The organism is Streptomyces sp. NPDC016845 (assembly GCF_044332585.1).
In the GTDB taxonomy this organism is placed as follows: domain Bacteria; phylum Actinomycetota; class Actinomycetes; order Streptomycetales; family Streptomycetaceae; genus Streptomyces.
This window is the reverse complement of the sequence record NZ_JBIRPI010000029.1, coordinates 32498-55371: the sequence shown is the minus strand read 5'-3', so window position 1 is coordinate 55371 and position 22874 is coordinate 32498. Positions and strand designations below refer to the sequence as shown.

The following is a 22874-nucleotide window of genomic DNA, read 5'->3' as shown; positions in this document are numbered from 1 at the left end:
CAAACCGGCGAAGGACCTCGACCTTGTCACCTGATCCGACCACCGTTCACCCGCTGCCCGCCCACGACCGCGTGGTGTTCCTCAAACCGCTGGTCACCTCACCGAACATCGCCGTGGGCGAGTACACCTACTACGACGACCCGAACGGCGCCACGGACTTCGAGCACCGCAACGTCCTCTACGCCTACGGGCGAGAGCGTCTCATCATCGGCAAGTACTGTGCGATCGCCACGGGAACCACATTCCTGATGGCCGGTGCCGAGCATCCGACGATGGGGGTGTCCACGTACCCGTTCACCATGTTCGGGGGCCGGTGGGCCGAACAGACCCTGGACATCGTCACCGCCATGCCCAGCCGCGGCGACACGGTCATCGGCAACGACGTCTGGTTCGGTTACCGGACGACCGTCATGCCCGGCGTGCGAATCGGCGACGGCTCCATCATCGCGGCCGGTGCCGTGGTCACCGCCGACGTTCCGCCCTACACGATCGTCGGCGGCAACCCGGCCAGACCGATCCGACAGCGCTTCGCCGACGCCGACACCGAGCGGCTGCTGCGCGCCGCGTGGTGGGACTGGCCCGCCGACCTGGTCACCGAACACGCCCGCACCATCATGGCCGGAGCCCCGGCCGACATCGAACGCATCGCCACCGAGCACGGTTTGGAGAAACCCCTTTGACCCAGATATCCATCGAAGAGCACGTGGTGGCCGACAGCGGGGCCGGACCCTACGCCCTCACCACCGGAACGGACGGCGCGTTATGGTTCACCCTCGTCCACAGCGGCCGGATCGGCCGCCTCGTCCCCGGTGAGGAGCCGACGAGCCACCGGCTCGACCCCACCTGCGGACCGACCCTCATCACACCCGGACCCGACGGTGCGCTGTGGTTCACCGAGTACCGGGCCGACCGGATCGGGCGGATCACCACCGACGGCGTCATCGACGAATTCGACCTGCCCACACCCGGTAGCGGACCATTCGGCATCGCGACGGGACCCGACGGTGCGCTGTGGTTCACCGAGACAGCCTCCGACCGCATCGGCCGCATCACCACCGACGGCCACATCACCGAGTTCTCGCTCCCGGTCACAGGCGCCTTCCCCTCCGCGATCACCGCCGGTGACGAGGGGATGTGGTTCACCCTCAACCAGGCCGGCGCCATCGGCCGGATCGACATGACCGGTGCGGTCGACATCCATCCCCTGCCGACGGAGGCGGCAGCACCGGTGGGGATCGCCTCAGGCAACGACGGGCAACGACGGGACCCTGTGGTTCGTCGAGATCGCCGCCGGTCAGATCGGACGGATCACTCCCGACGGGCAGATCACCGAGTTCCCACTGCCCGACCGCACCGCCCGACCGCACGCCGTCACCGTCGATGAACAGGGCGCCGCATGGTTCACCGAATGGGGAGGCAACCGCGTCGGCACGATCGCCCCCGACGGCTCCGTCACCGTCCACGACCTGCCCACTCCCCACTCCGAACCGCACGGAATCACCGTCGGTCCCGACGGCGCCCTGTGGATCGCACTGGAGACCGGCGCGCTCGCCCGCATCGCCGCGAACAGCACCCCCTGACCAGGCTGCCCCCTTACATCCCATCAGCAGCGGTTGCCCGTACGGCGGCCGGAGAGGAACCTCATGAAATTCGCACTCGTGATCTTCGAGACGGACGAGTCACGCCGTCGGATCCAGGCCGACCGAGCCGCATATCGCAAGCAATACGAAGGCTGGATCGGCGGCCTCGCCGCCGCCGGGAAACTTATCGGCGGCGAGGCCCTGGAAACCGAGCACGTCACTCCGGCGACGGTGCGCACAAAGGCCGACGGGACATCTGCGGTGACCGACGGGCCCGTGCAGGCCGGCGAGGAGACCCTCGGCGGCTGGTTCATCATCGAGGTGGCCGACCGCGAGGAAGCCCTCGAACTGGCCAAGAGCCTCCCCACCCCGGAGACCATCGAGATCCGTCCGATCCTCGAATCGGCCTGAGCAACACTGGAGACCGGCCCGATGCACCACCATGCCGTCCTCGGTGCTCGACGTGTATGGGCCCATTCGCCTGCTCCTGCCCGGACTTGGTGGAGTGGTGCTCGCCGTGCTGGGTGCGCTGCTCCCGGCGGGCTGGGCGGCCAGGACCCGAACGGCCACCGCACTGCGCACCGAGTAGCACCACGACCGCTCGGCGCAGCCCGAAGCAGCTGGTTGCCATGGCAGGGAGCCAGGCACAGTGCGAGGAGTGGAGTGCTCGACCCTCACGCGGCGTCATACCGCATGGTCAGGGACGTGGAGGAACACCTGACCGTGGGACGTGTGGCCGAGCTGGCCGGCGTGGGCGTCCGCACACTGCACCACTACGACGAGATCAGCCTCGTGAAGCCGTCCGCGCGGACCGCGGCCGGATGCCGGGCCTACTCGGCCAGCGACGTGGAGCGGCTGCGAGAGGTACTCGTCTACCGGCGCCTGGGATTCGGACTGCGCGAGATCACGGCCCTGGTGGACGACCCGGCCACCGACGCCGTCGCGCACCTGCGCCGGCTGCGCGGCCTGCTCCGGGAACAGCGCCACCGCACAGGCGCCATGGTGGCAGCCATCGACAAGGAACTGGAGTCAAGAATTATGGGGATCAGGACAACACCGGAGGACCAACTGAAAATGTTCGGGGCCCAGCTGTACGAGACCATCGGGTCTGCTTATCCGGCGACGCGGCGCACCGAGCCGCGGATCGCCGCAAGGATCTGGGAAGCGCTCGGGGACGCCCGGACCGTACTGAACGTCGGGGCAGGTACCGGGTCCTACGAACCCACCGGCCGAAGGGTCGCGGCAGTGGAACCGTCGGCGATGATGCGGGCGCAGCGTCCTGCGCATGCGGCGCCGTGCGTGGCCGCCAGCGCGTAGCAGCTGCCCTTCCCCGACCAGTCCTTCGACGCCGCGATGGCGGTGAGCACCGTCCATCACTGGCCGGACCCGGTCGCCGGGCTGCGCGAAATGCGACGGGTGGCCCGCCGCGTGGTGGTGTTCACCTACGACGCCAGCACGACCGGCTGGCTCGAGCGGTTCTGGCTCACCCGCGACTACCTGCCCGAATTTGCCGACATCCTCGCCACCTGGTCCTCACTGGCCGACCTGACCCACGCGATCGAGGACCATGCGGAGCCGGTACTCAACCCTGGGACTGCGCCGACGCTTCTTCGAAGCCCACTGGCACCGGCCCGAGGCATACCTCGACGAGCACGTACGCCGCGCAGTAATCTGCCTTGGAACCGTCGCTCTCGGAGCCCCCATAATCTGGGTGCACATGAGCTTCGGGAAACGGCGCCGTGGTCGTGACGGCGGCATTCTCGGCATGCATCTGATCGATTCAGACTTCTGGGTGTGGTCACCGGCGGCACGACGATCGTGCTCATCGGCGACGCGAGCCCTCGGGCGCGAAGCCGTGCATCTCCTCAAAAGGTTGGAACCATCACGCTCACTGGTCCGTGATCTCCTCGCGGCAACGTGACAGCTACTGAGCTTTCGGGCTTGGTCTCGTTGGGGGCTGACGTGTGATGATCGTTGCGGTATGCCCGAAGCATGAGGTATCCGCAAGGCGGTGGTCTGACCGACGAGCGGCGGGCATTTCGCGAGCGCGTCCGTATGAAGGCGGTCGGGATGTTCGCTGCTGGCCAAGACAACACGGTGGTGGCGAAGCAACTGCGGATGTGTGTGCGATCGGTGTAGCGATGGCGCCGGGCCTGGCAGCACGGCGGCACGCAGGCACTGCACTCGCGGGGGGGGCGGCGGCACGTCCCAAGCTGAGCGAGGCCCTGTTCGCGGTGCTGGAGCAGGAGCTGGCCAGGCGGCCGGTCGCGCACGGCTGGCCGGACCAGACCTGGACTCTGGCGAGGATCAGGACGCTGATCGGCCGCCAGTTCCACAAGTCTCTCGCGCTGTCGAGCATCCTGCAGATGCACCGCAGCCACGGATTCAGCCATCAGGTCCCCGCCCGGCGGGCCGTGGAGCGCGAAGAGGAGAAGGTCGCCGGCTGGGTGAAGGACACGCGGCTGCAGGTGGAAGCACCGAGGCGGCGCTCGGGGCCTACATCGTCTTCGAAGACGAGGCCGGGTTCTCGATGACGCCGCCCACCTCCCGCGCCTGGGCCCGACGCGGACACACACCGGTGATCCGGGTGCGAGGACGTTCCCGGCGCCGCTTCTCCATCGCAGCCCTGACCTGCTACAAACCCGGCGAGCGTTCCCGGCTGATCTACAGGCCCAAACGACACGTGGACCACAAACGCGGCGGCCGGCGCAGCTTCACCTGAAGCGACTACCGCGACCCACGTCCGCCGCCCTGTCCGGGCGTGGGCGTCGATCGAAGCACAGCTGGTGGCCCTTCGTCACTGCGTTGCCGGAAGCCATCGGCGATCTGTCGAAGGCCGCTACGTCGCGCACCGCAGCCATGCTCGACTACATGAAGGGGACATCGTGACGCAGGAACCCAGGCGTGAGCGGCGCACCGTGTCGGCCCGTGAGCTCGCGGACCGGTTCGGGGTGTCACCGTGAACCGTGCGCAGCATGGGGGCCGAGGAACGTGCCGTGTACGAGGGTCGCTCCCGCCAGCGTCGGGATCAGATCATCGAGCTGCACCGGCAGGGCTCACGGGCTACGAGATCGCGCGGGAGTTGTCTGTCTCCCCTGGCCTGGTGTCCACCCGGCTCATTGAAGCCCGCGCAGCCGGTGTCGATCTCACCCGCTACACCGCTACCGGCAGCACCTGACGGTCTCCTCAGTCACCGGTGGGTTTCATGCTGGCGCCGGTCGACGACGTCCTTGTCGAGGTCGCGGTGGACCAGTTCGACGGCCAGAGCGCGGCCGGCGAACGGCCGGGCGGCGTCGCCCAGTCCGTACGCGGCGGCCTGCTCGACGTCCCCGGCAATGACGGCGCGCAGGGCCATGGCCGTGGTGGCGGCCCGGTGGCGTCCGCCGGTTCTCTCGCCCATTGCGAGTCGTTGCTGCCAAAGGGCATGTCGGGAGGCAATGGCCATTGCCTCGAATGGAATGTTCTGGATGATCCGGGTGAATCGGATGGGTGCAAAAAAATCCCGCGGCTGCTGCCGCGTGGGCTGCCCGGTCGCGGTCGACGGGATGACGACTCCGCCTACGCCGAACAGCTCGTGACCTGGTCGAAGTCCCGGCTGGGCCTGACTCTGAAGACAGGCAGTCGGCCAAAGGACGCCAGCGGGTTCGTCGTCCTGCCGCTGGGTCGTCGAACGCCCCCTCGCCCGGATCACGCACGCCCACCGACACGCACGCGACTACGAACGGCTCATCCAGCACTCGGAATCACTGATCACTTGGGCGGCGATCACCATCATGACCAGACGCATCACCCGCCGAAGCTCCCGCAGGAACGGGCAGCCGGCACCCCGCGAACCGGTCCGGGACTGACCGGTTCCAAGGACAGCGTCCTCTCCTTGCCACGATCACTCGCGCATACCGGCTCACGCTGGTGAGGCGAGCATCGCTTTGAGGATGCGTTGCAGCTCGACGCGGTCCTGGGGGGTGACCCTCGCCAGCCTGCGGTCATACTCCGCCGCGAGGGCTGCAAGTGCTCGATCGCGCGCTTTCGTGCCCTCGTCGGTCAGCACGAGCCGGTGACGCCGCAGATCCGCCTCGTCGATCTCGCGGCAGATGAAGCCCTTGGCGACGAGGTTGCGGACGTAGACCGTCACGCTCGCCTTGGGCAGCAGCAGCGCGGTCGCGATCTCGGCCGGGTACGGCGATGCCTCCACCTCGGCCAGGACGAAGAACTCCTTCGTCTCCAACCCCAGTTCGGCCAGCTCCTCCGTGCAGGCATCCATCACGACTGCCAGCAGCCGCTGGTTCAGCGTCCACAGCTGCGCCCCGTCGATCGACACGCGATCCTCCGTTCCAGGTGGTACAGTTTCGTACTAGTTTCAGATCGTACAAAATATTTCTTTGTACTGGGCTCCTATGGAACAACAATCTCACGAAGGAAGCCAGGCGTGATCCAGCACCTCACCATCCCGCGCGGTCCCATCGACCTCGCCGCGGACCTCCACCTGCCCGACAACGCCGACAGCAGCGCACCGCTGCCCGCCGTGGTGCTCTCCACCCCCGGCAGCAGCGTCAAGGAGCAGATCGGCGCCAACTACGCCTCCCGTCTCGCCGCCCACGGCATCGCCGCCCTTGTCCTCGACCCCGCCCACCAGGGCCAGAGCGAGGGCGAGCCCCGCGACCTCGAAGACCCCTACCGCCGAGGCGAGGACATCTCCTACGCCATCGACGCGCTCACCACGACCCCCGGCATCGACCCGCAGCGCATCGGCGTCCTCGGCATCTGCGCCGGTGGCGGCTACGCCGTGCACACTGCCCGCACGGACCACCGCATCAGGGCGGTCGGTACGGTCGTCCCCGTCAACATCGGCAACGCGTTCCGCAGCTTCTCCCCCGACGGTCCGGCCGCAGCAGTCGACGCCCTCGCGGACGCACGGACCGAGGAGGCCCGCTCCGGCGAGACGACCCGCGTGAACTGGCTGCCCGACACCCTCGAGGACGCCGCGGCAGCGGGCCTGACCGACATCGACACCACTCAGGCCGTCACCTACTACCGCACCGAACGCGGCGGTAACGAACACTCCACGAACCGGCGCCTCCTGCGCGGCGACTCCCTCCTGCTGGGCTATGACGCCTTCCACCTGGCCGATCAGCTCATGACCCAGCCTCTGCAGGTCATCCTCGCCGGACGCATCGGCAACACCGGCTCCTACGACATGGGCATGCAGCTGTGGAAGCTGGCCCCCAACCCCGTCGACGCCATGGTGATCGACGGCGCCGGCCACTACGAGATGTACGACGAACCCGCATACGTCGACGCCGCCGTCGAACGACTCACCAGCTTCTATGCGAACAACCTGTAAGGCACCCGAACCTGCCAGCCTCTGCGGTCACCGCACTGATATAGCGGGCCGGTCTGTCAAGCAGCAGTCTTCAGCGGCGTCCGAGCTTCGGGGCTCGGACGCCGCTTGTGTGCATGGGGCCGGTAAGCGCTTGGTGGCGCGCGTGTCGTTCTCGACGCATGGTCCATGCTGAGGGCCTCCAAGATCGTCTTATGGCAAACGAAGTGGAACACTCCCGCGACACACACGGCCCCGCAGTGCCACCCGGGCTCCGCGGCAGCCCCGTCAACGAGATGGCCGCCCAACAGCCCCTTCGGGCTACAGCACTACACCTGTCGCAGTCGCTAGACTCTCGATCAATAGCGCTGAGCTGCACCAACGTGAACCACTCACTAACGCCACAGCTGAGAGCCCCAGAGAACGTGCAGCGGCCGTGGCGATGTCGAGCCGCTGCGCGGTCGAGGCGCGGCGGAACGCATTGGACGCGGACAGTCTCGCGCCGCCAGATGACCCCCGGCTTCCTTGGCCGTGCTGGTGTCGTAACCGCGTCACTACCAAGGGGCCCGTTCTCTCATGCCCGCGACCGCACCCGAACCTCCGTTCAGGTGACCACCCGCGCCGCACACCTCGAACAAAGTCCGGTTAGCCACAACGCGCTAAACGTACGGGCAGGTCGCCGCCAAACCCCATGAGCTGCTACGCAGGGCGCTGGACCACACCGGACGGGCTGCCCGTTCGGCGAGCCAAGCCTTGAAAGCCTGTGGCTTTGGTCGTGACTTGTGAGGCGGTCAGCTCTGGGGCATTCAGCGGCTGATGTCGTCCAGCTCGGTCAAGTCCTCATGAGAGAGGGAGAGTCCCGCGCCGGCGATGTTCTGGCGCAGGTGTGCCGTCGATGACGTGCCGGGGATGAGCAGGATGTTCGGTGATCGCTGCAGCAGCCAGGCCAGTGCGACGGACATCTGTGTCGCCTCCAGTCGAGCGGCGACCGCCGAGAGCGCCGAGGACTGAAGCGGGGTGAAGCCCCCGAGGGGGAAGAAGGGCACGTACGCGACGCCGTCGGTTGCGAGCCGGTCGATGAGCTTGTCGTCGTGGCGGTGGGCGAGGTTGTACATGTTCTGCACGCACACGATCGGCGCGATGCTCTGCGCCTCGGTGACCTGCTCCTCGGTGGCGTTGCTGATCCCGAGGTGGCGGATCAGGCCCTGCTCCTTGAGTTCGACGAGCGTCTCGAACGCCTCGGCGAGCGAGCCGGGCTGGGGACCTTCGGCGTTGCCGAGTCGGAGGTTGACCAGGTCGAGTACGTCGAGGCGGAGGGACTTGAGGTTGTCGTGGACCTGGCGGCGCAGATCTTCGGGTCGGCGGGCTGTGGGCCAGCCGCCCTCTTCGTCGCGGGTCGCGCCCACCTTGGTCACGATGTGCAGCGACTCGGGATAGGGGTGCAGTGCCTCGCGGATCAACTCGTTGGTGACGCGCGGCCCGTAGGCGTCGCTGGTGTCGATGTGTGTGATACCGAGGGCGACCGCTTCACGCAGCACGGCCAGGGCACCCTCGCGATCGGCGGGCGGCCCCATGACCCTCGGGCCGGCCAGTTGCATGGCGCCGTAGCCGAACCGGGTGACGGTCAGGTCACCCAGAGTCCAGGTGCCGCCGGGAAGAGAGAGGAAGGGTGTGCTCATTTTGTTGCCTTTCGTCGTGCACTTGGGGGTGGCGCCTGTTGCCTCCCTGCATCAGCATTGGAGAGAAACTTTCTCTGGGGAAGTAGGCACTTGAAAGTGCGTAACCCACCCATTGGTGAGAGGTGCGATCAGTGACGACGACGAAGGCGGCCCAGAAGAGGGCTCAGGCCAAGGTGGAGTACAACGCGTTCCTGGCAGGGTGCCCCAGCCGGCAACTGCTCGACCGGATCTCGGACAAGTGGGTCGTCCTGATCCTGTGTGCGCTGGGCGGCGACAACAGCCCTGGCCAGCCCGGTGCAGCACACGCAGACGCTCCGAAGGCGATGCGTTACTCCGAGATCTCTCGTCTTCTGGCCGGGGTCAGCCAGAAGATGCTGACCCAGACGCTACGGTCGCTGGAGCACGATGGTCTGCTCACCCGTACCGTGAAGCCAACCGTCCCTGTCACCGTCTCCTACGAGCTGACCGACCTCGGCCTCTCGCTCCACCACATGACCCGCGGGCTCAGAAACTGGGCGCAGACACACATGGCCGAGGTCCTCGCAAACCGCGAGAACTACGACGCTCGCACCCCCTGACGACTCACCTCCAACCGTCCCACAGCTCTACATTCTCGGCCTGCACCCTCAACTGCGAAGAGCCTCTGGTGACCCGGGCGCGCTGCGCGCCGAGGACGAGCCCGCCCCGGCGACCTCGACCCCCGCGGCGCCCGACTCCCAGCCGGCCACTCCGAGCACGTCCGCGACGCCCGCCACCGCGACGAGCACCACGATCGCCGGCAGCGCCGGCGCCGGCGGACCGGCGTACGCGATGGCCAAGGCCCGGAACGCAACTCGCCCGTCCTCGATCCCGCCTGGAGCCGTCAGTTGCACATCGCCCTGATCCCGATCTGCCAGGGCTACACCGGGTTTGCTGTCACCAGTTCCGCTTGCAGTATCAGGGTGCGGAGCTGTGTACGGGTCAGGGGCGGGGTGCGGAGGAGGGGGCCGAGTTGTCCGTGGCCGCGGAACCCGGTGCTGTCGTGGATGAACAGGACCCGGCCGTCGGGAAGGGCGAGTTGGCCGGTGAGCTCCTCTCCCCACGCCAAGGTGGCACTGTCGTTGTGTTCCCGCGGCTGCCGCCAGATCGTCAGCACCCTGTTTTCGGACAGCTTTTCGCGTACGCACTCGGCGCGAGGAGTCTCGGTCTGGGCGCAGAGGTCTTCGGTCAGGGGGTGTCGGTCGGGCGTTTTGGCTTCCAACTGTGCCCGGTCGCGCAGGGTGATCCGGAGGTAGCCGACGCCGCCGTCGCGGCGGACGGCGTAGCTGCCGTCCAGCGCGCCGCCGCTGTCATCGCTGGTGGAGCTCGCCAGGTCCGCGTCCTTCACCAGCATGGGCAGGGAGACTTCCTCGATCTTCCCCGTTTCGGCGGGCAGCAGCCCGGCAAGCTTCTGCTCGCGTCCGGAGCCGCCGGTCAGCTCCGTGCGGGCTGGGGAGGAGGCCGCGGCAGGGGGCCGCTCCGTTTTGCCGGGGGTCATACCGGCCACGGTGACCAGGCCGCCGGCTACCGCGGCCAGCGCGGCACCGGCGAGCACCAGGCAGTGCCTGCGGCGCACCCTGGAGGCTTTGGCGAACACCGCGGCCGTGTCGAGCGAGGGGTGGCCGGCCTGCTCGGCGGCGCGCGCGAGCAGGTCGCGTACCTCATCGGTCCTTGCGTCGTTCATGCGAATTCCTTCCCCACTTCGGCACGGAGGGCCGCAAGGCCGCGGGCTGTGTGGCTCTTGACCGTGTTCTCGCGCATTCCGAGCAGTGCGGCGGTCGCTTCGACGCTCTGGTCCTCCCAGTAGCGCAGCACCAGGACGGCCCGCTGACGTGGTGTGATGCGGGCCAGCGCGGACCGCACAAGCATCCCGGTTTCCGAGTCGGACTCGGGAGCGATCTGCTCGGGCATCTCCCCGTAGGCGTGTTCGCGCCGCCAGAAGCGGCGCTTGCCCGCGATGAACGTGTGGAACAGCGTCTTACGGGCGTAGGCCTCGACGTTGTCGAGGCGCTGCAGGCGCCGCCAGCCGAGGACCACCTTGACCAGCGTGGTCTGCACCAGATCCTCCGCCTCGTCGCGGTTGCCGCACATCAGATAGGCGCTGCGGAAGAGTGCCAGGCGTCTGTCGCGGACGAAATCGTGCAGCGCTTGCTCACCGCGCTCCATCCCGCCCCTCCTTTCCCGGTCCGCCGGTGCGGACCGTCTCCCTCTTAAGTGCGGTGGACCGTGCTGCGCGTTGCAGTACCGGCGAGGCGATTGACGCGAAGAAAAGTTGCCGACAAGCGCAACGCCGCGCTGCTCCCACCGCACTGAAGGGGGTGAAGGGTTGAAACCGCATACGCACCAGGAGCGTTCAGCATGAGTGCAATACACGTACGCAGGAGAACGGCCGTCGCGACACTGGCCGTCACCGCCATCGCCCTGTCGGCCGGCACGGCGCACGCCGACGCCCGGTGGACCGCCGCGGACCTGTCAGCTGTGGGGGACGCCGCGCTGACCGGTGTCACGCGCGTGGACGCCGACACGACCTGGGCCTACGGAGTGCAGGTCAGCCAGGAAGGCAAGGTCCAACCCAGGACGCCGCTGCTGCTCGCCCGCGACGACAGCGAGAAAAACTGGCGGCGGATACCGATGCCGGCGTTCGCCGACCGCTCCAACCAGATCAGCGGTATCAGCGCCGTGTCGCAGGACGACGCATGGGCGGTCGGACTGTACGAGGAGGAACGTGGTGCCTTCCTCACCCAGCACTGGGACGGCACGGCGTGGCAGGTGATCGACGCGCCGGCGCCGGAGGGCAAGCGGCTTTCGGGGGCCGGGTTCCTTGACGTGTCGGCGCGGGCCGCGGACGACGTGTGGGCGGTCGGCTGGCTCATCGTCGTCGACAGCGAGGTACCCGATCCGGACAAGCCCGGGGGGACGATCCAGGAGACGCACGCGGAGGCGCTGGTCCAGCACTGGGACGGCGAGGCGTGGCACATCGTGCCGGTCCCCGACGCCACCTCCCTGTGGACGAATTCCGTCACCGCCCTCGCCGACGACGACGTGTGGGTCTCCGGCTACACCTCCGAGGACCAGCCCGTGATGCTGCACTACGACGGCCGCTCCTGGTCGCGCGTGCCCGTTCCGTACGACGGGGTCAACGGCGAACTCATCGACCTGGAGGCCCGCGGTGCCAACGACATCTGGGCGGCGGGCCGGAAGCTGAACGACGACGAGGACACCGGGCACGCGCTGCTGGCGCACTGGAACGGCCGCTCCTGGAAGCAGGTGCCGGCGCCCGCCGACGCCGGCCGGGTGAACGACCTGACTCTCGCACCGTCGGGAGTGGCGGTCGTTGGGGAACAGCCGGACCGCACACCGTATGTGATGCGGCTGCGTGACGGCCGGTGGTCGAGACTGCCCGTGCCGTCGGGCGGCGCGGACGCCGGCCGGCACCTGAGCGGGGTGGCCTGGACCGCGCGGGGCGTCACCGCCGTCGGATACGCGGAGGAGGCGACGGGCCTGCCCAGCCCGATACTGCTGACCGGCGGGAACTGACTGCTGACCGGCGGAACTGACTGCTGACCGGCGGGAACTGACACCGGCACCGGACCCCGCTCCCAGTCCTGCGGCCCCTGGAGCCGTGTCTGCCCGTGACCCGACTGGAGCCGTATCGCCGACCATACGGTTCCAGTCTCGTCGCGCACACGCGCGGCCGGCCAACGTGGCGCACCGCCGGTCGTGGCAGGCTAGGCCGTGGCGCGGCGGCGGGTGCGGCGGGTGCGGCGGGTGCGGCGGACCGGGTGTCCCACAGTCTCGCCACCGCGATCGATGCGGCCGCGGCCAGTGCGTAAGGCGCCGCCGTCAACAGGAAGCGGCCCAGCGGCTGGTGGGCACCGGAGCCTGTTCTGATCCGCAGCGCATGCGCGGCAAGATCCAGCTGTTCCAGGCGGCGGGCCCGGCTGTTCGCGCCGTCGGTGGCGTCCCGGTACGTCTGGGCGATCTGTTCGCCACGGCCGTCCGAGCCGATGGCCTCCACCAGCAGCACGTACTGGTTCTTGCTCTTGACCTTGTAGACGTTACTGGCCTCGAACAGGCCGAACTTGTCGTTATGCAGGGCGATCCGGGTGTTGCGGAAGCCGCCCGGGGACTCGCCGACCGTGGTCTCCGAGCGGTAGAGATGGCCGTTGTCGTCGGAGGAGAACAGGTAGCACTTGGCGTGGTCGCAGGTGACCCAGAAGTCGTCCCAGTAGCCGTCGCCGATATGGTCGCGGATGATGTCCGGCATCTCGCCCTGGAAGTTGCGCGGAGCGGGCCAGGAGCCGGGCCTGGTCGGGTCGTCGGTCGTGGAGAAGGACGGCAGGCCCGTCTGGAGGACGAGGTACCACTTCTTCTGCGGGTTGAAGTAGAAGACCTGCGGAGCAGCCCGGTAGCCCGAGCCGATCTGGCCTGTGACCAGTCCTTGAAGCTCGTGTTCATCAGGCTCCAGCCACCGCTCTTCCGCGCGGTGGTGGCGAACACCAGCCACTGGCCCTCGTAGCGCACCGCCGAGGGGTCCTTGACCGCGGCGATGTCGTGCGTGGCGTTGGACTTCGCGCTGATCAGCGGTCCGCTGGAGGACCATGTGAAGCTCGACGGCAGAGCGGCCGCACGGGTCCAGGTGCCGTCGGCACGGTCGTCCGCAGCGCTGGCGGAGGCGGCGGTCAGGCCGCCGAAGGGCAGAAGGACGGCGACCAGAGCGGCACGCCAACGATGTGCGGGCACGGCAGACTTCTACGGCTCGATGGGCACGACGGTGCTGCGGGAAGCAGGAGCGAGGCGGCGGACGCGAGCGCCTGGCGGAGCCGTGACGCGGGTTCTCGGCCGGCATCAACGGAATCGATCGTCCGCATGTTTCGGAAAGTGCCTGGAATGCTGCGGTGGGACTCTAGGTAGGACCGACAGGCGCGTCAAGGCATGTCGCTGGAAGTCGTCGAATCGGCAACCGATGCAACGGTCGTTCATGGATATCGCAGTACGAAGGGTGTTGACGGCCTTCTGCGGACGTCTATAGTCCGTGCTTGCCGAAGAGTCGACCAGCATCCGATATTTCGAACGTCGTAAGCGAGTGAGCCGCCCGCCGAAAACCGGAATCCGTCTTCAGCGCCGAGATGCCCCGCCCGAGCCCGTCCGCACCTCGGCGCAACACCGACCGAGCCGTCACGTCAAGCCCAGCAGGGAGCGCTGATTTGGCATGTCCTGGACCAACACCATGCACAGTCACAGTCGCAGGCAGGCACTGGCCGCAGCGGCCGGTCTGATCGCGGGGACGGCCGTCCCCGGCGCCGCCTCGCGAGCCCATGCCGCGTCCGCGCCGACCGCGCCCCGGAGTGCCGCGCTCGCTCCCGCCGCCTACGCCAACCCCGTCATCTGGCAGGACTTCGCGGACATCGACATCATCCGCGTCGGCGACACCTACTACTGCTCCGCCTCGACCATGCACTACTCCCCGGGAGCACCCGTCCTGCGCTCCTACAACCTGGTCGACTGGGAGTTCGCCGGCCACTCGGTGCCCGTGCTGGACTTCGGGGCGAAGTACGACCTCGACGGCGCCCGCGGCTACGTCAGAGGGATCTGGGCGTCCTCGCTGAACTACCGGCCCAGCGATCGCACGTTCTACTGGCTGGGCCAGATCGACTTCGCCAAGACGTACATCTACACCGCCCCGGCCGCCGAGGGACCCTGGACCAGGCACACCACCCTGGACAACGCCTACTACGACGCCGGCCTGCTGATCGATGACGACGACACCCTGTACGTCGCCCACGGCAACACCACCATCAGCGTGGCCCAGCTCTCCCCGGACGCCCGGACCGAGGTCCGCGACCAGCCGGTCTTCACCACACCGGCGGACGTCGGCGTCCTGGAGGGCTCCCGCTTCTACAAGATCGACGGAAATTACTACATCTTCGTCACCCGCCCGGCCAACGGCCAGTACGTCCTGAGATCCACCAGCGGCCCCTACGGCCCGTACGAGATGCGGCAGCTGCTGCTCGACCTGCCCGGCCCGATCCCCGGCGGCGGCGTCCCCCACCAGGGCGGCCTCGTCCGGACCCAGAACGGCGACTGGTACTACATGGCCTTCGTCGACGCCTACCCCGGCGGCCGCATGCCCGCCCTCGCGCCGGTCACCTGGACCACGGACGGCTGGCCCACCGTCCAACTCGTCGACGGCGCCTGGGGAACCACCTACCCGGCACCCGCCCTGCCGCCCCCTCCCCGCCAGGTGGCCCCTCTGACCGGCCCCTTCACCGACACCTTCGCCGGCCCCGGGCTCGCCCCGCGCTGGGAGTGGAACCACAACCCGGACAACAGCAAGTGGTCCACCGGCAAAGGGCTGCACCTGCGGACCGCCACCGTCACCGGTGACCTCTACGCGGCCCGCAACACCCTCACCCACCGCATCCAGGGCCCCTCCTCCACAGCCACGATCACCCTCGACCACCAGGGGATGCGGGACGGCGACCGAGCCGGACTCGCCCTGCTGCGGGACTCCTCGGCCTGGATCGGCCTCAGACGCGACGGCGGCACCAAGCGGCTGGTGATGACCAGCGGCCTCACCATGGACGACAACTGGAACACCACCGGTACCGGCCAGGAGATCGCGAACACCGCCATCCGCGGCAATCGCGTCTGGCTGCGCGCCACCGCCGACATCCGCCCCGACGCCGGCCGCGAAGGCCACTTCTCCTACAGCACCGACGGAGTCACCTTCACCCCCCTCGGCACCGCCTTCGTCCTCAAGAACGACTGGCAGTTCTTCATGGGCTACCGGTTCGCCCTGTTCAACTACGCCACCCGCGCCCTCGGCGGCTCGGTGAACGTCAGGCGGTTCGAACTGGCAACACCGTGATCACGGCCAGGGCCGAGGAAGGTCCACCTGCTCGGCGGCGAGCCGGTCAGGACCTGCCCGGGCGTCCCCTTCCCTTTCCCCTTCTCCATTCCCTCCCCCGACCACAGAACAGGTGAACGATGTCTTCTTCACCCAGCAGACGGCGCCTCCTGCAAACGGCCGGAGCCGCGTTCGCCGTCTCCGCGGCCGGCTCCCTCGCCGGCGCCTCCCCCGCCCGGGCGGCCGTCCCTCCCGCCCGTGCCGACATCGGAGTATCCGCGTACTCCTTCGGCTTCGGCCAGGTCCGCCTGACCGCGAGCCGCTGGCTGGACAACCAGAACCGCACAGCCGCCTACCTGCGGTTCGTGGACGTGGACCGGCTGCTGTACACCTTCCGCGCCAACCACAGGATCTCCACGGCCGGCGCTGCACCGAACGGCGGCTGGGACGCCCCCGACTTCCCCTTCCGCAGTCACGTGCAGGGTCACTTCCTCACCGCCTGGGCGCAGTTGTACGCCATCACCAAGGACACGGCCTTCCGCGACAAGGCGCTCCACATGGTCGCGGAGCTGGCCAGATGCCAGGCCAACAACGGCGCAGCCGGTTTCACCACCGGCTACCTCTCCGGCTACCCCGAGTCCGACTTCACCGCCCTGGAACAGGGCACCCTCAGCAACGGCAACGTGCCGTACTACACGATCCACAAGACGCTCGCCGGGCTGCTGGACGTATGGCGCCTGATCGGCTCCACGCAGGCCCGGGAAGTCCTGCTGGCCCTGGCGGGCTGGGTCGACACCCGCACCGGCCGGCTCACCGTCCAGCAGATGCAGTCGATGCTGGCCGTGGAGTTCGGCGGCATGAACGACGTGCTGTGCGACCTCTACCAGCAGACGGGCGACACGCGGTGGCTCACCGCCGCCCGACGCTTCGACCACGCCGCGGTGTTCGACCCGCTGGCCGCGGGCCAGGACCGGCTCAGCGGACTGCACGCCAACACTCAGGTCCCCAAGTGGATCGGCGCCCTGCGCGAGTACAAGGCCACCGGCACCACCCGCTACCGTGACATCGCTACCAACGCCTGGAACATCACCGTCGGCACGCACACCTACGCCATCGGCGGCAACAGCCAGGCGGAGCACTTCCGCGCGCCGAACGCCATCGCCTCCTACCTGCGGCAGGACACCTGCGAGAGCTGCAACACGTACAACATGCTCAAGCTCACCCGGGACCTGTTCACCCTGACCCCGGACCGGGCAGAACTCTTCGACTTCTACGAGCAGGCCTGGCTGAACCACATGATCGGCCAGCAGAACCCCGCGGACGCCCACGGCCACGTCACCTACTTCACCCCGCTCAACCCGGGCGGCCGGCGCGGTGTGGGCCCGGCCTGGGGCGGCGGCACCTGGAGCACCGACTACGACAGCTTCTGGTGCTGCCAGGGCACCGGCCTGGAGACGCACACCCGGCTGATGGACTCCATCTACTTCCACAACGGCACCACTCTCACCGTGAACCTGTTCGTGCCCTCGGTGCTCACCTGGTCCCAGCGCGGTATCACCGTCACCCAGACCACCTCGTTCCCCACCAGTGACACGACCACGCTCAAGGTCACCGGGAACGCCGGCGGAGCGTGGACGATGCGTATTCGCATTCCCGGCTGGACCAGCGGGGCCGCGGTCAGCGTCAACGGCGTAATACAGGACATCGCCACCGCCCCCGGCACCTACGCCGCCCTCACCCGCCCCTGGAAGAACGGCGACACCGTCACCGTCGACCTGCCCATGCGGGTCGTCCCGCGGCCTGCCCCCGACAACGCCGGCACCGCAGCGGTCACCTACGGCCCGGTCGTCCTGGCCGGCGACTACGGCGACCGCACGCTCAGCGGGCTGCCGATGCTGGACCCCGCCACCATCAAGCGCACCAGCGACAGTTCACTCGCCTTCACCGCGACCGCGGACGGATCCGCCGTCGACCTCGGCCCGTTCCACGACGCACACGGCTTCAACTACACCGTCTACTGGAACACCAGCGGCGTCGCCCCCGCGCACGTGCGCCTCGCCAACGTCGCCAGCGGCTTGGTCCTGGGAATCCAGGACATGTCCACCGCCGACGGAGGCCTCGCCCTCCAGTGGACCGACAGCGGCACCGCCGACCACGACTGGGAACTGATCGACGACGGGGACGCGACCCGCATCCGGAACGTCAACAGCGGCAAGGTCCTCGGTGTGCGGGACATGTCCACCGCGGACAACGCGAGCGTTCTCCAGTGGACGGACAACGGCACCACGGACCACCTGTGGACACTGCTCGACCAGGGCGACGGCACTCACAAGATCCGCAACGTCAACAGCGGCAAACTGCTCGCCATCAAGGCAGACTCCACCGCAGTCGGAGCCTTCGCGGTCCAGGCACCCGACGACGGCACCGCCGACAACCGGTGGCGCATCGTCAGTGCCTGACAAGCAGGCCGCACGCTCGTGTCAGACTGTCCGGCGTCGGCTACGCCGCGACCCGCAGGACCCGGTCCTCCAGAGGCAGCCCCCACAGCCGCCCCCACCGCACCAAAATCAGCTCACCCGTGGCCTACGGGCTGGAGATGGTTGTCACTTGTGCCCGGTGTCCAAGAGTGCGTCACCTTCCGAGCGGATCCAGCACTGCTCGGCCAACATCTCAGACGCGTCACCGCGGGCTAGGAAAGTCGCCCATGGCTCGGTGCCCTGCCTGCCGAGGCGTTCGATGCGCGCGGCCTCACGGGATTGAAGGGCGTCCAGCGCCTCGATCACCGCTCGGGGCCGCTCCCCGTAGGCAGCACAGAGCACATCAAGGCGAGCCCGCAGGGTGCTGGAGCCAGTGACCGACGCCCGTCGCTGCTGCTCCAGGGGCCGCAGTGGGACGGCGTACCAGGCGAGTTGGGCCACGTCGTCGACGGCATGGCCGGGTGCCGCGAAGTCCCAGTCGATGAAGCCGGCAAGCCGGCCACCGTTCCAGATCGAGTTCCACGGTCCGAGGTCCCCGTGTCGGATCACCATGCCCGGCCGCCACTCTTCTTCCTGGCCCTGCCAGTAAGCATCGGGCGGCGGGCGGAAGGTCCGGACGGCATCGTGGTAGCACCGCAGCCAGCGGCCCAGCTCACCGACTCCGTGTGAGGAGCGCAGAGCCTCTGGCCAGGGCGTGAATGCGGGCTCGCCGTAGAGCAACGACAGCACTGCGTCGGCGCCGTCAGTGCCCAACGCGCGCGGAGCTCTGCTGAATCCCACCGCCTCCAGGTGGCTCAGCAAGGCATGTACGGCAGGCGTCCACGCGCCCGTCGGCCTACGGATCGTCGCGCCGATCCTTCGCACCGTCATGACACTCCCGCGGTCAGCAGAACCGTCCTCAATCACCGGGCCAGCGTAGACCGGCCACCTCACCGCCGTGCTCGCGGGCTTCGTCGTTCCGGGCGAGGAGGTTGTCGCGGATCTCGAGAAGGCGGGGCAGCTGGGCGGGGCCGGTCCGCAGCAGTGGGCAGCGGATGCACCGCACCCAATGCGGTTGCTGACGTCGGCTGCGTAGGCGGCCCAGTCTCCGGCGGCGGCTCGCTGCCATTCGACGGCGACCGTGATGTCGATACCGAGTGTCCGGGCGAGGACCGCGGCGGGTAGCTGGGTGGCGAGTTGGACCAGCGCGGTCGAGCGGGCTTCCGCGAGCCGGATGCCGAGTTCGCGGAGCCGTTCGCCCATGGCCCAGGCACTGATCGGGCGGCCGGCCTGGCCGCCGGGGAAGAGCCAGCTGGAGTCTGTCCGGCCGAGGAGGGCATGGCTGCGGCGAGCCTCGGCCTGCCTGAGAGCCAGTTCAGCGACGGGTGCGGGGATCTCGACGGGGACGGTGTCGAACCACTTGGTGATCCCATCTCGGCAGCGACATGAGCGACCGGACGGCCGGACGCGGCACGTTCGACCAGCAGTCGCCTCCCGAAGACCGTCAGCCGGGCATTACGGTGGGAGACGAAGACCTCCGTGTGGTGTGTTCCTGGACAGCTCCACCACACCGGAGGTCTTCGCCATGACCAAGCCCAGTCGGTGTTGACAACGCTGGTGAGCGAGACACCTGGTCCAACGACCAGAACCCTGACGACGGTGCAGCAGCATCGGCGCCAGAAGTGACTGGCTAAGCTCCGAATCATGTGGAGAGAAGCAGCGACAACGGTCTTCCCCGGCGTGGGTCTCAGGGAGCCGGCCCAGGCGTCCGATCTCATCGCGGCACAGACGCGACTCAGTCGGAGCCTGCCGTCGGAGCTTCGGCAATTGCTACTCGAGAGCAACGGGTTGACCGGTCACACGCACGTGGACATCGTCTGGCCCATCGATCAAATCGTCGAGACCAACCTCAGTTTCTGGTCCGACACGACGTTCGCGCAGCTCTACATGCCGTTCGACCCCTTTCTCTTCTTCGGGGACAACGGAGGCGGTGACCAGTTCGCCTTCGTGCAGACGCCGGAGCGTCCCGATATTTTCGTCTGGGAGCACGAGAGCGACAGTCGGCGGTGGGTCGCCAACGATCTGCAGGACTACCTCGACCGCGCGCTGAGAGACGGCGACGACTGGTACCAGCTGTAACGCGGCAGCTTCCGAGCGCGCAACAGACACCAGAACTCCAGGACAAGGGTTCACGGGCTGACTCTCAGCGAGGCCGCCGGCGTGCGCGCTCAGGCGGCGGAACCGATGCTCACGACGTACTCGTAGACGCCGTACTCGGAGCCGAGGTCGCGGGCAGAACCACCAGGTGAAGGTGGTCCTCAGCGCGTCGAGAGGCGCCCGGGCCTGCTGATGAGAGCACAGCTGCGAAGCCACCGCTGGGCGGACGGCAACGATCCGGGTGATCGCGAGGATCAGCACCGCCATGGACACCGAGGTGGACGACGCAGCGTGGCGACGCCGACGGCCTTCTACAGCGGCAGCACGATCCGCAGCAGGATGCGCAGAGCGCCCGCGCCGTCGAGGCGCGCCGCCTCGCCGAGCTCGTCCGGCATGCCCTGGAAGAGGACCCGTACGAACTCTGTCGAAGGTATTGAGCACCCAGGCAAAACAGGAGACACAAGCGGAGCAGGGCTTGCCAATCTCCCATACATCTCTATTTCACCTCCATCGCACCTTGGGAACCATCCCCCACGTCTGCTAGCTTCCCCGTTCGGTCCCGAACTGCCTTAAGACAAAGGCGGCTTCGAGACAACAGGCATGTCTTCAGACATGGCTTCAGACATGGGAGGCCCCATGAACAGAAGCGCCGCCGTGCCCCTCGGCGCGGCGTTACTCCTTCTCCTCGGCACGGCCGTGCCCGCCGCCGCGGGAGCCCCCGGCGACGGCGCGGCCACCGACGGGGCTACGCTCTACCGCGACGACACGGTCGACGTCTCCTACCGCCAGGTCGCCCCCGGCGACGCGGCGTGGAGCCAGGTTCCGGCCGCCCTCCGCAGCGGAGCGACGGAGGGCTCGTACGTCACCCGGCTCCAGCTCGAGAACGTCTCCGATCACCCAGTATCCAAATGGTCACTGACCTTCGAGCTTGCTGACCGCATCACGGACACCTCCGCCGCGAAGCTCGCCGCCCCCCAGGACGCGCGCACGACGCTCCAGGGCGTCGGGCCTACGAACACCCTTCAGCCGGGCAGGATCGAGACCGTCTGGTACCGCGCCGAGCCCGGCGCCGACGCCGATACCCCGACCTGGGCGTCCTTCGCCAAGCACGGCATCTCACCGACGGAGGACACCGACGGCGACCGCCTCCCCGACGACCTGGAGGTGCGCGCCAAGCTCGACCCCAAGTCCGAGGACACCGACGGCGACGGCCTCTCCGACTTCGCCGAGCTCGGCTACCACCTCAGCACCCCGCTCAAGGCCGACACCGACGGCGACGGCACCAAGGACGGCGCCGAGGACCCCGACAAGGACGGCCTCACGAGCGCCCGCGAGCTGAAGCTCCATACCACGCCCACCCGCGCCGACACCGACCAGGACGGCCTCGCGGACGCCCGCGAGCTGCGGCTCCGCACGGAGCCCACCAAGGCCGACACCGACGGCGACGGCGTCCAGGACGGCGAGGAGACGAGGCTCGACGCCTCCCCCCGCGCCAAGAACTCCGCCTTCGACGTGACCCGCCGCGCGGACGGCGGCGCCACAGCCGTCGAGGCCACGCTCAAGGGCCTGCGCGCCAAGCAGGTCGGCGGCTTCCAGGTCACCGGACTCCCTGCCAAGCAGCGGGAGTTCCCGCGGTCCACTCCGGGCCACCTCGGCAACGGCTTCCAGGTCTCCGCCCCCGCGGACAGCGCCGCAAGGCTCACCTTCCGCCTCGACCCCGACCGTACGGAGGGCACCGCACCCGCCCTCTACCGCTACGACGAGAAGGCCCGCCACCTCGTCAGGCAGTCGGGCCAGCAGCGCAGCGGCAGCACGATCACGGCCACCGCCACGGCGGGCGGCTCCGCCAAGTACGTTGTCCTCGACAGCCACGCCTTCGACAAGGCAGGCCCCGACGCCCCTGGCAAGCGCGTCCTCTCCGACGACCCCGGCGGCGGCGGAGACCCGGGTGACCCGGGCGACCCGCCCCCGACCGACATGCTGATCCACCAGTCGTCCTTCCTCGAGGGCCACCGCAAGGCCCCCGACCCCCAGCACCCGCCCGTCCCGGCCGACCCGCGCGTCGCCGACGACCTCACCTTCAACGACTACGACTTCGACGAACTCACCGACGTCGGCCTGGAGTTCTGGGTCGCCCGCATCACGCCCGAGTCCTGGATGTGGGCCGAGTTCAACGACATCATGAACTTCGGCAAGCTCGGCGCCGACGCCGACTACGCCCAGTCCGTCGACGACCTCCGCAACGCCTTCCGCTACGGCCGCGACGGCCAGAGCGCGGGCACGGTCACCGTCGACGACAACTTCGACCCCGGCCGCTACCTCTACCGCGGCTCCGGCACGGCCCTCTCCCGCGCCGTCGGCGCATCACCGCAGGAGAAGACCTACACCGACAAGGCCGGCCAGATCATTCGGCAGTCCCTCATCGACAACAAGGGCCGCACCGATCAGCTCACGGTCCAGGAGGACCTCTCCAAGAACCTCCTCTTCCAGGAGTTCCTCCGCCAGGACGTGAAGTACCCGGTGTACGACTTCTCGCTCTGGGACGCCAACCAGCGCGCCCTCTCCATCGCGATCCACCAGTTCCACGGCCACACGATCGCGCTGAAGGACTACAAGATCGAGGGCAACTCCTTCTCCGGCAAGCTCGTCTTCCACTCCTACGACCACTTCGGTCTCGACCCGGACGACGAGATCAAGGAGTACGGCTTCATCGACTGGTTTACGCTCCAGCACTATGACCGGTTCGACGGGAAGTACCCCCCGCCGATCGCGCAGGCGGACATCGAGATCCCCATCAGCGGCACGTTCTGACCTCGC

Annotated in this window: 18 protein-coding genes and 6 pseudogenes; 15 read left to right on the top strand and 9 right to left on the bottom strand. The window is 68.4% G+C overall.

Translation table 11 applies throughout. From position 1 onward, the window contains the following. The first annotated feature begins 23 nt into the window (after positions 1 to 23). The 7 genes and pseudogenes from ACH4RC_RS37815 to ACH4RC_RS37785 form a co-directional block, all read left to right on the top strand. Positions 24 to 680: a CatB-related O-acetyltransferase gene (locus ACH4RC_RS37815; protein WP_398208924.1), complete on the top strand. Its 657-nt coding sequence runs from the start codon at positions 24 to 26 to the stop codon at positions 678 to 680. Positions 681 to 685: 5 nt separating this feature from the next. Next, positions 686 to 1580: pseudogene (locus ACH4RC_RS37810) on the top strand (virginiamycin B lyase). A 63-nt stretch (positions 1581 to 1643) separates the two neighbouring features. Next, positions 1644 to 1991, top strand: coding sequence for a YciI family protein (locus tag ACH4RC_RS37805; RefSeq protein ID WP_398208922.1), 348 nt, complete (start codon positions 1644 to 1646; stop codon positions 1989 to 1991). A 31-nt stretch (positions 1992 to 2022) separates the two neighbouring features. Next, the gene (locus ACH4RC_RS37800) at positions 2023 to 2169 is read left to right on the top strand and encodes a hypothetical protein (protein WP_398208921.1); all 147 of its coding nucleotides are present in this window, start codon (positions 2023 to 2025) and stop codon (positions 2167 to 2169) included. 104 nt (positions 2170 to 2273) lie between these two features. Continuing rightward, positions 2274 to 3249: pseudogene (locus ACH4RC_RS37795) on the top strand (methyltransferase domain-containing protein); the annotation flags it as partial. 323 nt (positions 3250 to 3572) lie between these two features. Continuing rightward, positions 3573 to 4114, top strand: a pseudogene (locus ACH4RC_RS37790) (winged helix-turn-helix domain-containing protein). Continuing rightward, a pseudogene (locus tag ACH4RC_RS37785) lies at positions 4111 to 4299 on the top strand (IS630 family transposase); the annotation flags it as partial. The pseudogenes ACH4RC_RS37790 and ACH4RC_RS37785, both read left to right, overlap by 4 nt. Positions 4300 to 4770: 471 nt before the next feature. Here the strand turns inward: ACH4RC_RS37785 and ACH4RC_RS37780 are convergent. Beyond that, complete coding sequence (locus ACH4RC_RS37780) at positions 4771 to 4980, bottom strand: hypothetical protein (RefSeq protein WP_398208965.1); 210 nt, start codon at positions 4978 to 4980, stop codon at positions 4771 to 4773. A 150-nt stretch (positions 4981 to 5130) separates the two neighbouring features. Between ACH4RC_RS37780 and ACH4RC_RS37775 the strand changes: the two are divergent. Beyond that, positions 5131 to 5374: pseudogene (locus tag ACH4RC_RS37775) on the top strand (IS5/IS1182 family transposase); the annotation flags it as partial. Positions 5375 to 5481: 107 nt separating this feature from the next. Here the strand turns inward: ACH4RC_RS37775 and ACH4RC_RS37770 are convergent. Beyond that, on the bottom strand, positions 5482 to 5898 hold the full coding sequence (locus tag ACH4RC_RS37770; protein ID WP_398208955.1) for a MarR family winged helix-turn-helix transcriptional regulator: 417 nt from the start codon (positions 5896 to 5898) through the stop codon (positions 5482 to 5484). 87 nt (positions 5899 to 5985) lie between these two features. On the opposite strand from ACH4RC_RS37770, the gene ACH4RC_RS37765 reads away from it, so the two are divergent. Continuing rightward, positions 5986 to 6921, top strand: coding sequence for an alpha/beta hydrolase (locus ACH4RC_RS37765; RefSeq protein WP_398208954.1), 936 nt, complete (start codon positions 5986 to 5988; stop codon positions 6919 to 6921). A gap of 782 nt (positions 6922 to 7703) precedes the next feature. On the opposite strand, the gene ACH4RC_RS37760 is transcribed toward ACH4RC_RS37765, so the two are convergent. Then, entirely contained in the window at positions 7704 to 8576 is an 873-nt protein-coding gene (locus tag ACH4RC_RS37760; RefSeq protein WP_398208920.1) for an aldo/keto reductase family oxidoreductase, read from the bottom strand. Positions 8577 to 8707: 131 nt separating this feature from the next. Here ACH4RC_RS37760 and ACH4RC_RS37755 point away from each other — a divergent pair, with 131 nt between their 5' ends. Next, positions 8708 to 9154, top strand: coding sequence for a winged helix-turn-helix transcriptional regulator (locus tag ACH4RC_RS37755; RefSeq protein ID WP_398208918.1), 447 nt, complete (start codon positions 8708 to 8710; stop codon positions 9152 to 9154). Between the two features lie 48 nt (positions 9155 to 9202). Here ACH4RC_RS37755 and ACH4RC_RS37750 read toward each other — a convergent pair whose 3' ends face one another. The 3 genes from ACH4RC_RS37750 to ACH4RC_RS37740 form a co-directional block, all read right to left on the bottom strand. Next, a complete protein-coding gene (locus ACH4RC_RS37750) occupies positions 9203 to 9394 on the bottom strand; it encodes a hypothetical protein (protein WP_398208916.1) in 192 nt (63 codons plus the stop codon). Between the two features lie 80 nt (positions 9395 to 9474). Beyond that, positions 9475 to 10278, bottom strand: coding sequence for a hypothetical protein (locus ACH4RC_RS37745; RefSeq protein WP_398208914.1), 804 nt, complete (start codon positions 10276 to 10278; stop codon positions 9475 to 9477). Further along, complete coding sequence (locus ACH4RC_RS37740; protein WP_398208912.1) at positions 10275 to 10760, bottom strand: SigE family RNA polymerase sigma factor; 486 nt, start codon at positions 10758 to 10760, stop codon at positions 10275 to 10277. Before ACH4RC_RS37740 ends, ACH4RC_RS37745 begins: the two co-directional genes overlap by 4 nt. A gap of 192 nt (positions 10761 to 10952) precedes the next feature. On the opposite strand from ACH4RC_RS37740, the gene ACH4RC_RS37735 reads away from it, so the two are divergent. Beyond that, positions 10953 to 12131: a hypothetical protein gene (locus tag ACH4RC_RS37735; RefSeq protein WP_398208911.1), complete on the top strand. Its 1179-nt coding sequence runs from the start codon at positions 10953 to 10955 to the stop codon at positions 12129 to 12131. Here the strand turns inward: ACH4RC_RS37735 and ACH4RC_RS37730 are convergent. Further along, a pseudogene (locus ACH4RC_RS37730) lies at positions 12061 to 13337 on the bottom strand (non-reducing end alpha-L-arabinofuranosidase family hydrolase). The gene ACH4RC_RS37735 and the pseudogene ACH4RC_RS37730 overlap by 71 nt on opposite strands. Before the next feature lie 469 nt (positions 13338 to 13806). On the opposite strand from ACH4RC_RS37730, the gene ACH4RC_RS37725 reads away from it, so the two are divergent. Together ACH4RC_RS37725 and ACH4RC_RS37720 are read left to right on the top strand one after the other, a co-directional pair. Beyond that, the gene (locus tag ACH4RC_RS37725; RefSeq protein ID WP_398208909.1) at positions 13807 to 15465 is read left to right on the top strand and encodes a glycoside hydrolase 43 family protein; all 1659 of its coding nucleotides are present in this window, start codon (positions 13807 to 13809) and stop codon (positions 15463 to 15465) included. 119 nt (positions 15466 to 15584) lie between these two features. Continuing rightward, positions 15585 to 17903: a beta-L-arabinofuranosidase domain-containing protein gene (locus tag ACH4RC_RS37720; RefSeq protein WP_398208907.1), complete on the top strand. Its 2319-nt coding sequence runs from the start codon at positions 15585 to 15587 to the stop codon at positions 17901 to 17903. A 144-nt stretch (positions 17904 to 18047) separates the two neighbouring features. Here ACH4RC_RS37720 and ACH4RC_RS37715 read toward each other — a convergent pair whose 3' ends face one another. Beyond that, positions 18048 to 18827 carry a phosphotransferase gene (locus ACH4RC_RS37715; protein ID WP_398208905.1) on the bottom strand — a complete coding sequence of 260 codons (780 nt, stop codon included), beginning with the start codon at positions 18825 to 18827 and terminating at the stop codon, positions 18048 to 18050. 777 nt (positions 18828 to 19604) lie between these two features. Here ACH4RC_RS37715 and ACH4RC_RS37710 point away from each other — a divergent pair. Further along, positions 19605 to 20039: an SMI1/KNR4 family protein gene (locus ACH4RC_RS37710; RefSeq protein ID WP_398208904.1), complete on the top strand. Its 435-nt coding sequence runs from the start codon at positions 19605 to 19607 to the stop codon at positions 20037 to 20039. Positions 20040 to 20368: 329 nt separating this feature from the next. On the opposite strand, the gene ACH4RC_RS37705 is transcribed toward ACH4RC_RS37710, so the two are convergent. Then, complete coding sequence (locus ACH4RC_RS37705) at positions 20369 to 20506, bottom strand: hypothetical protein (protein ID WP_398208902.1); 138 nt, start codon at positions 20504 to 20506, stop codon at positions 20369 to 20371. Positions 20507 to 20693: 187 nt separating this feature from the next. On the opposite strand from ACH4RC_RS37705, the gene ACH4RC_RS37700 reads away from it, so the two are divergent. Further along, entirely contained in the window at positions 20694 to 22868 is a 2175-nt protein-coding gene (locus ACH4RC_RS37700) for a DUF3289 family protein (protein WP_398208901.1), read from the top strand. Positions 22869 to 22874: the final 6 nt, after the last annotated feature.

Coding starts and splice junctions, on each gene's coding strand:
- ACH4RC_RS37805 (WP_398208922.1), top strand. CDS start 1,644: ATGAAATTCGCACTCGTGATCTTCGAGACGGACGAGTCACGCCGTCGG.
- ACH4RC_RS37800 (WP_398208921.1), top strand. CDS start 2,023: ATGCCGTCCTCGGTGCTCGACGTGTATGGGCCCATTCGCCTGCTCCTG.
- ACH4RC_RS37780 (WP_398208965.1), bottom strand. CDS start 4,980: ATGGGCGAGAGAACCGGCGGACGCCACCGGGCCGCCACCACGGCCATG.
- ACH4RC_RS37760 (WP_398208920.1), bottom strand. CDS start 8,576: ATGAGCACACCCTTCCTCTCTCTTCCCGGCGGCACCTGGACTCTGGGT.
- ACH4RC_RS37745 (WP_398208914.1), bottom strand. CDS start 10,278: ATGAACGACGCAAGGACCGATGAGGTACGCGACCTGCTCGCGCGCGCC.
- ACH4RC_RS37740 (WP_398208912.1), bottom strand. CDS start 10,760: ATGGAGCGCGGTGAGCAAGCGCTGCACGATTTCGTCCGCGACAGACGC.
- ACH4RC_RS37735 (WP_398208911.1), top strand. CDS start 10,953: ATGAGTGCAATACACGTACGCAGGAGAACGGCCGTCGCGACACTGGCC.
- ACH4RC_RS37725 (WP_398208909.1), top strand. CDS start 13,807: ATGTCCTGGACCAACACCATGCACAGTCACAGTCGCAGGCAGGCACTG.
- ACH4RC_RS37720 (WP_398208907.1), top strand. CDS start 15,585: ATGTCTTCTTCACCCAGCAGACGGCGCCTCCTGCAAACGGCCGGAGCC.
- ACH4RC_RS37710 (WP_398208904.1), top strand. CDS start 19,605: ATGTGGAGAGAAGCAGCGACAACGGTCTTCCCCGGCGTGGGTCTCAGG.
- ACH4RC_RS37700 (WP_398208901.1), top strand. CDS start 20,694: ATGAACAGAAGCGCCGCCGTGCCCCTCGGCGCGGCGTTACTCCTTCTC.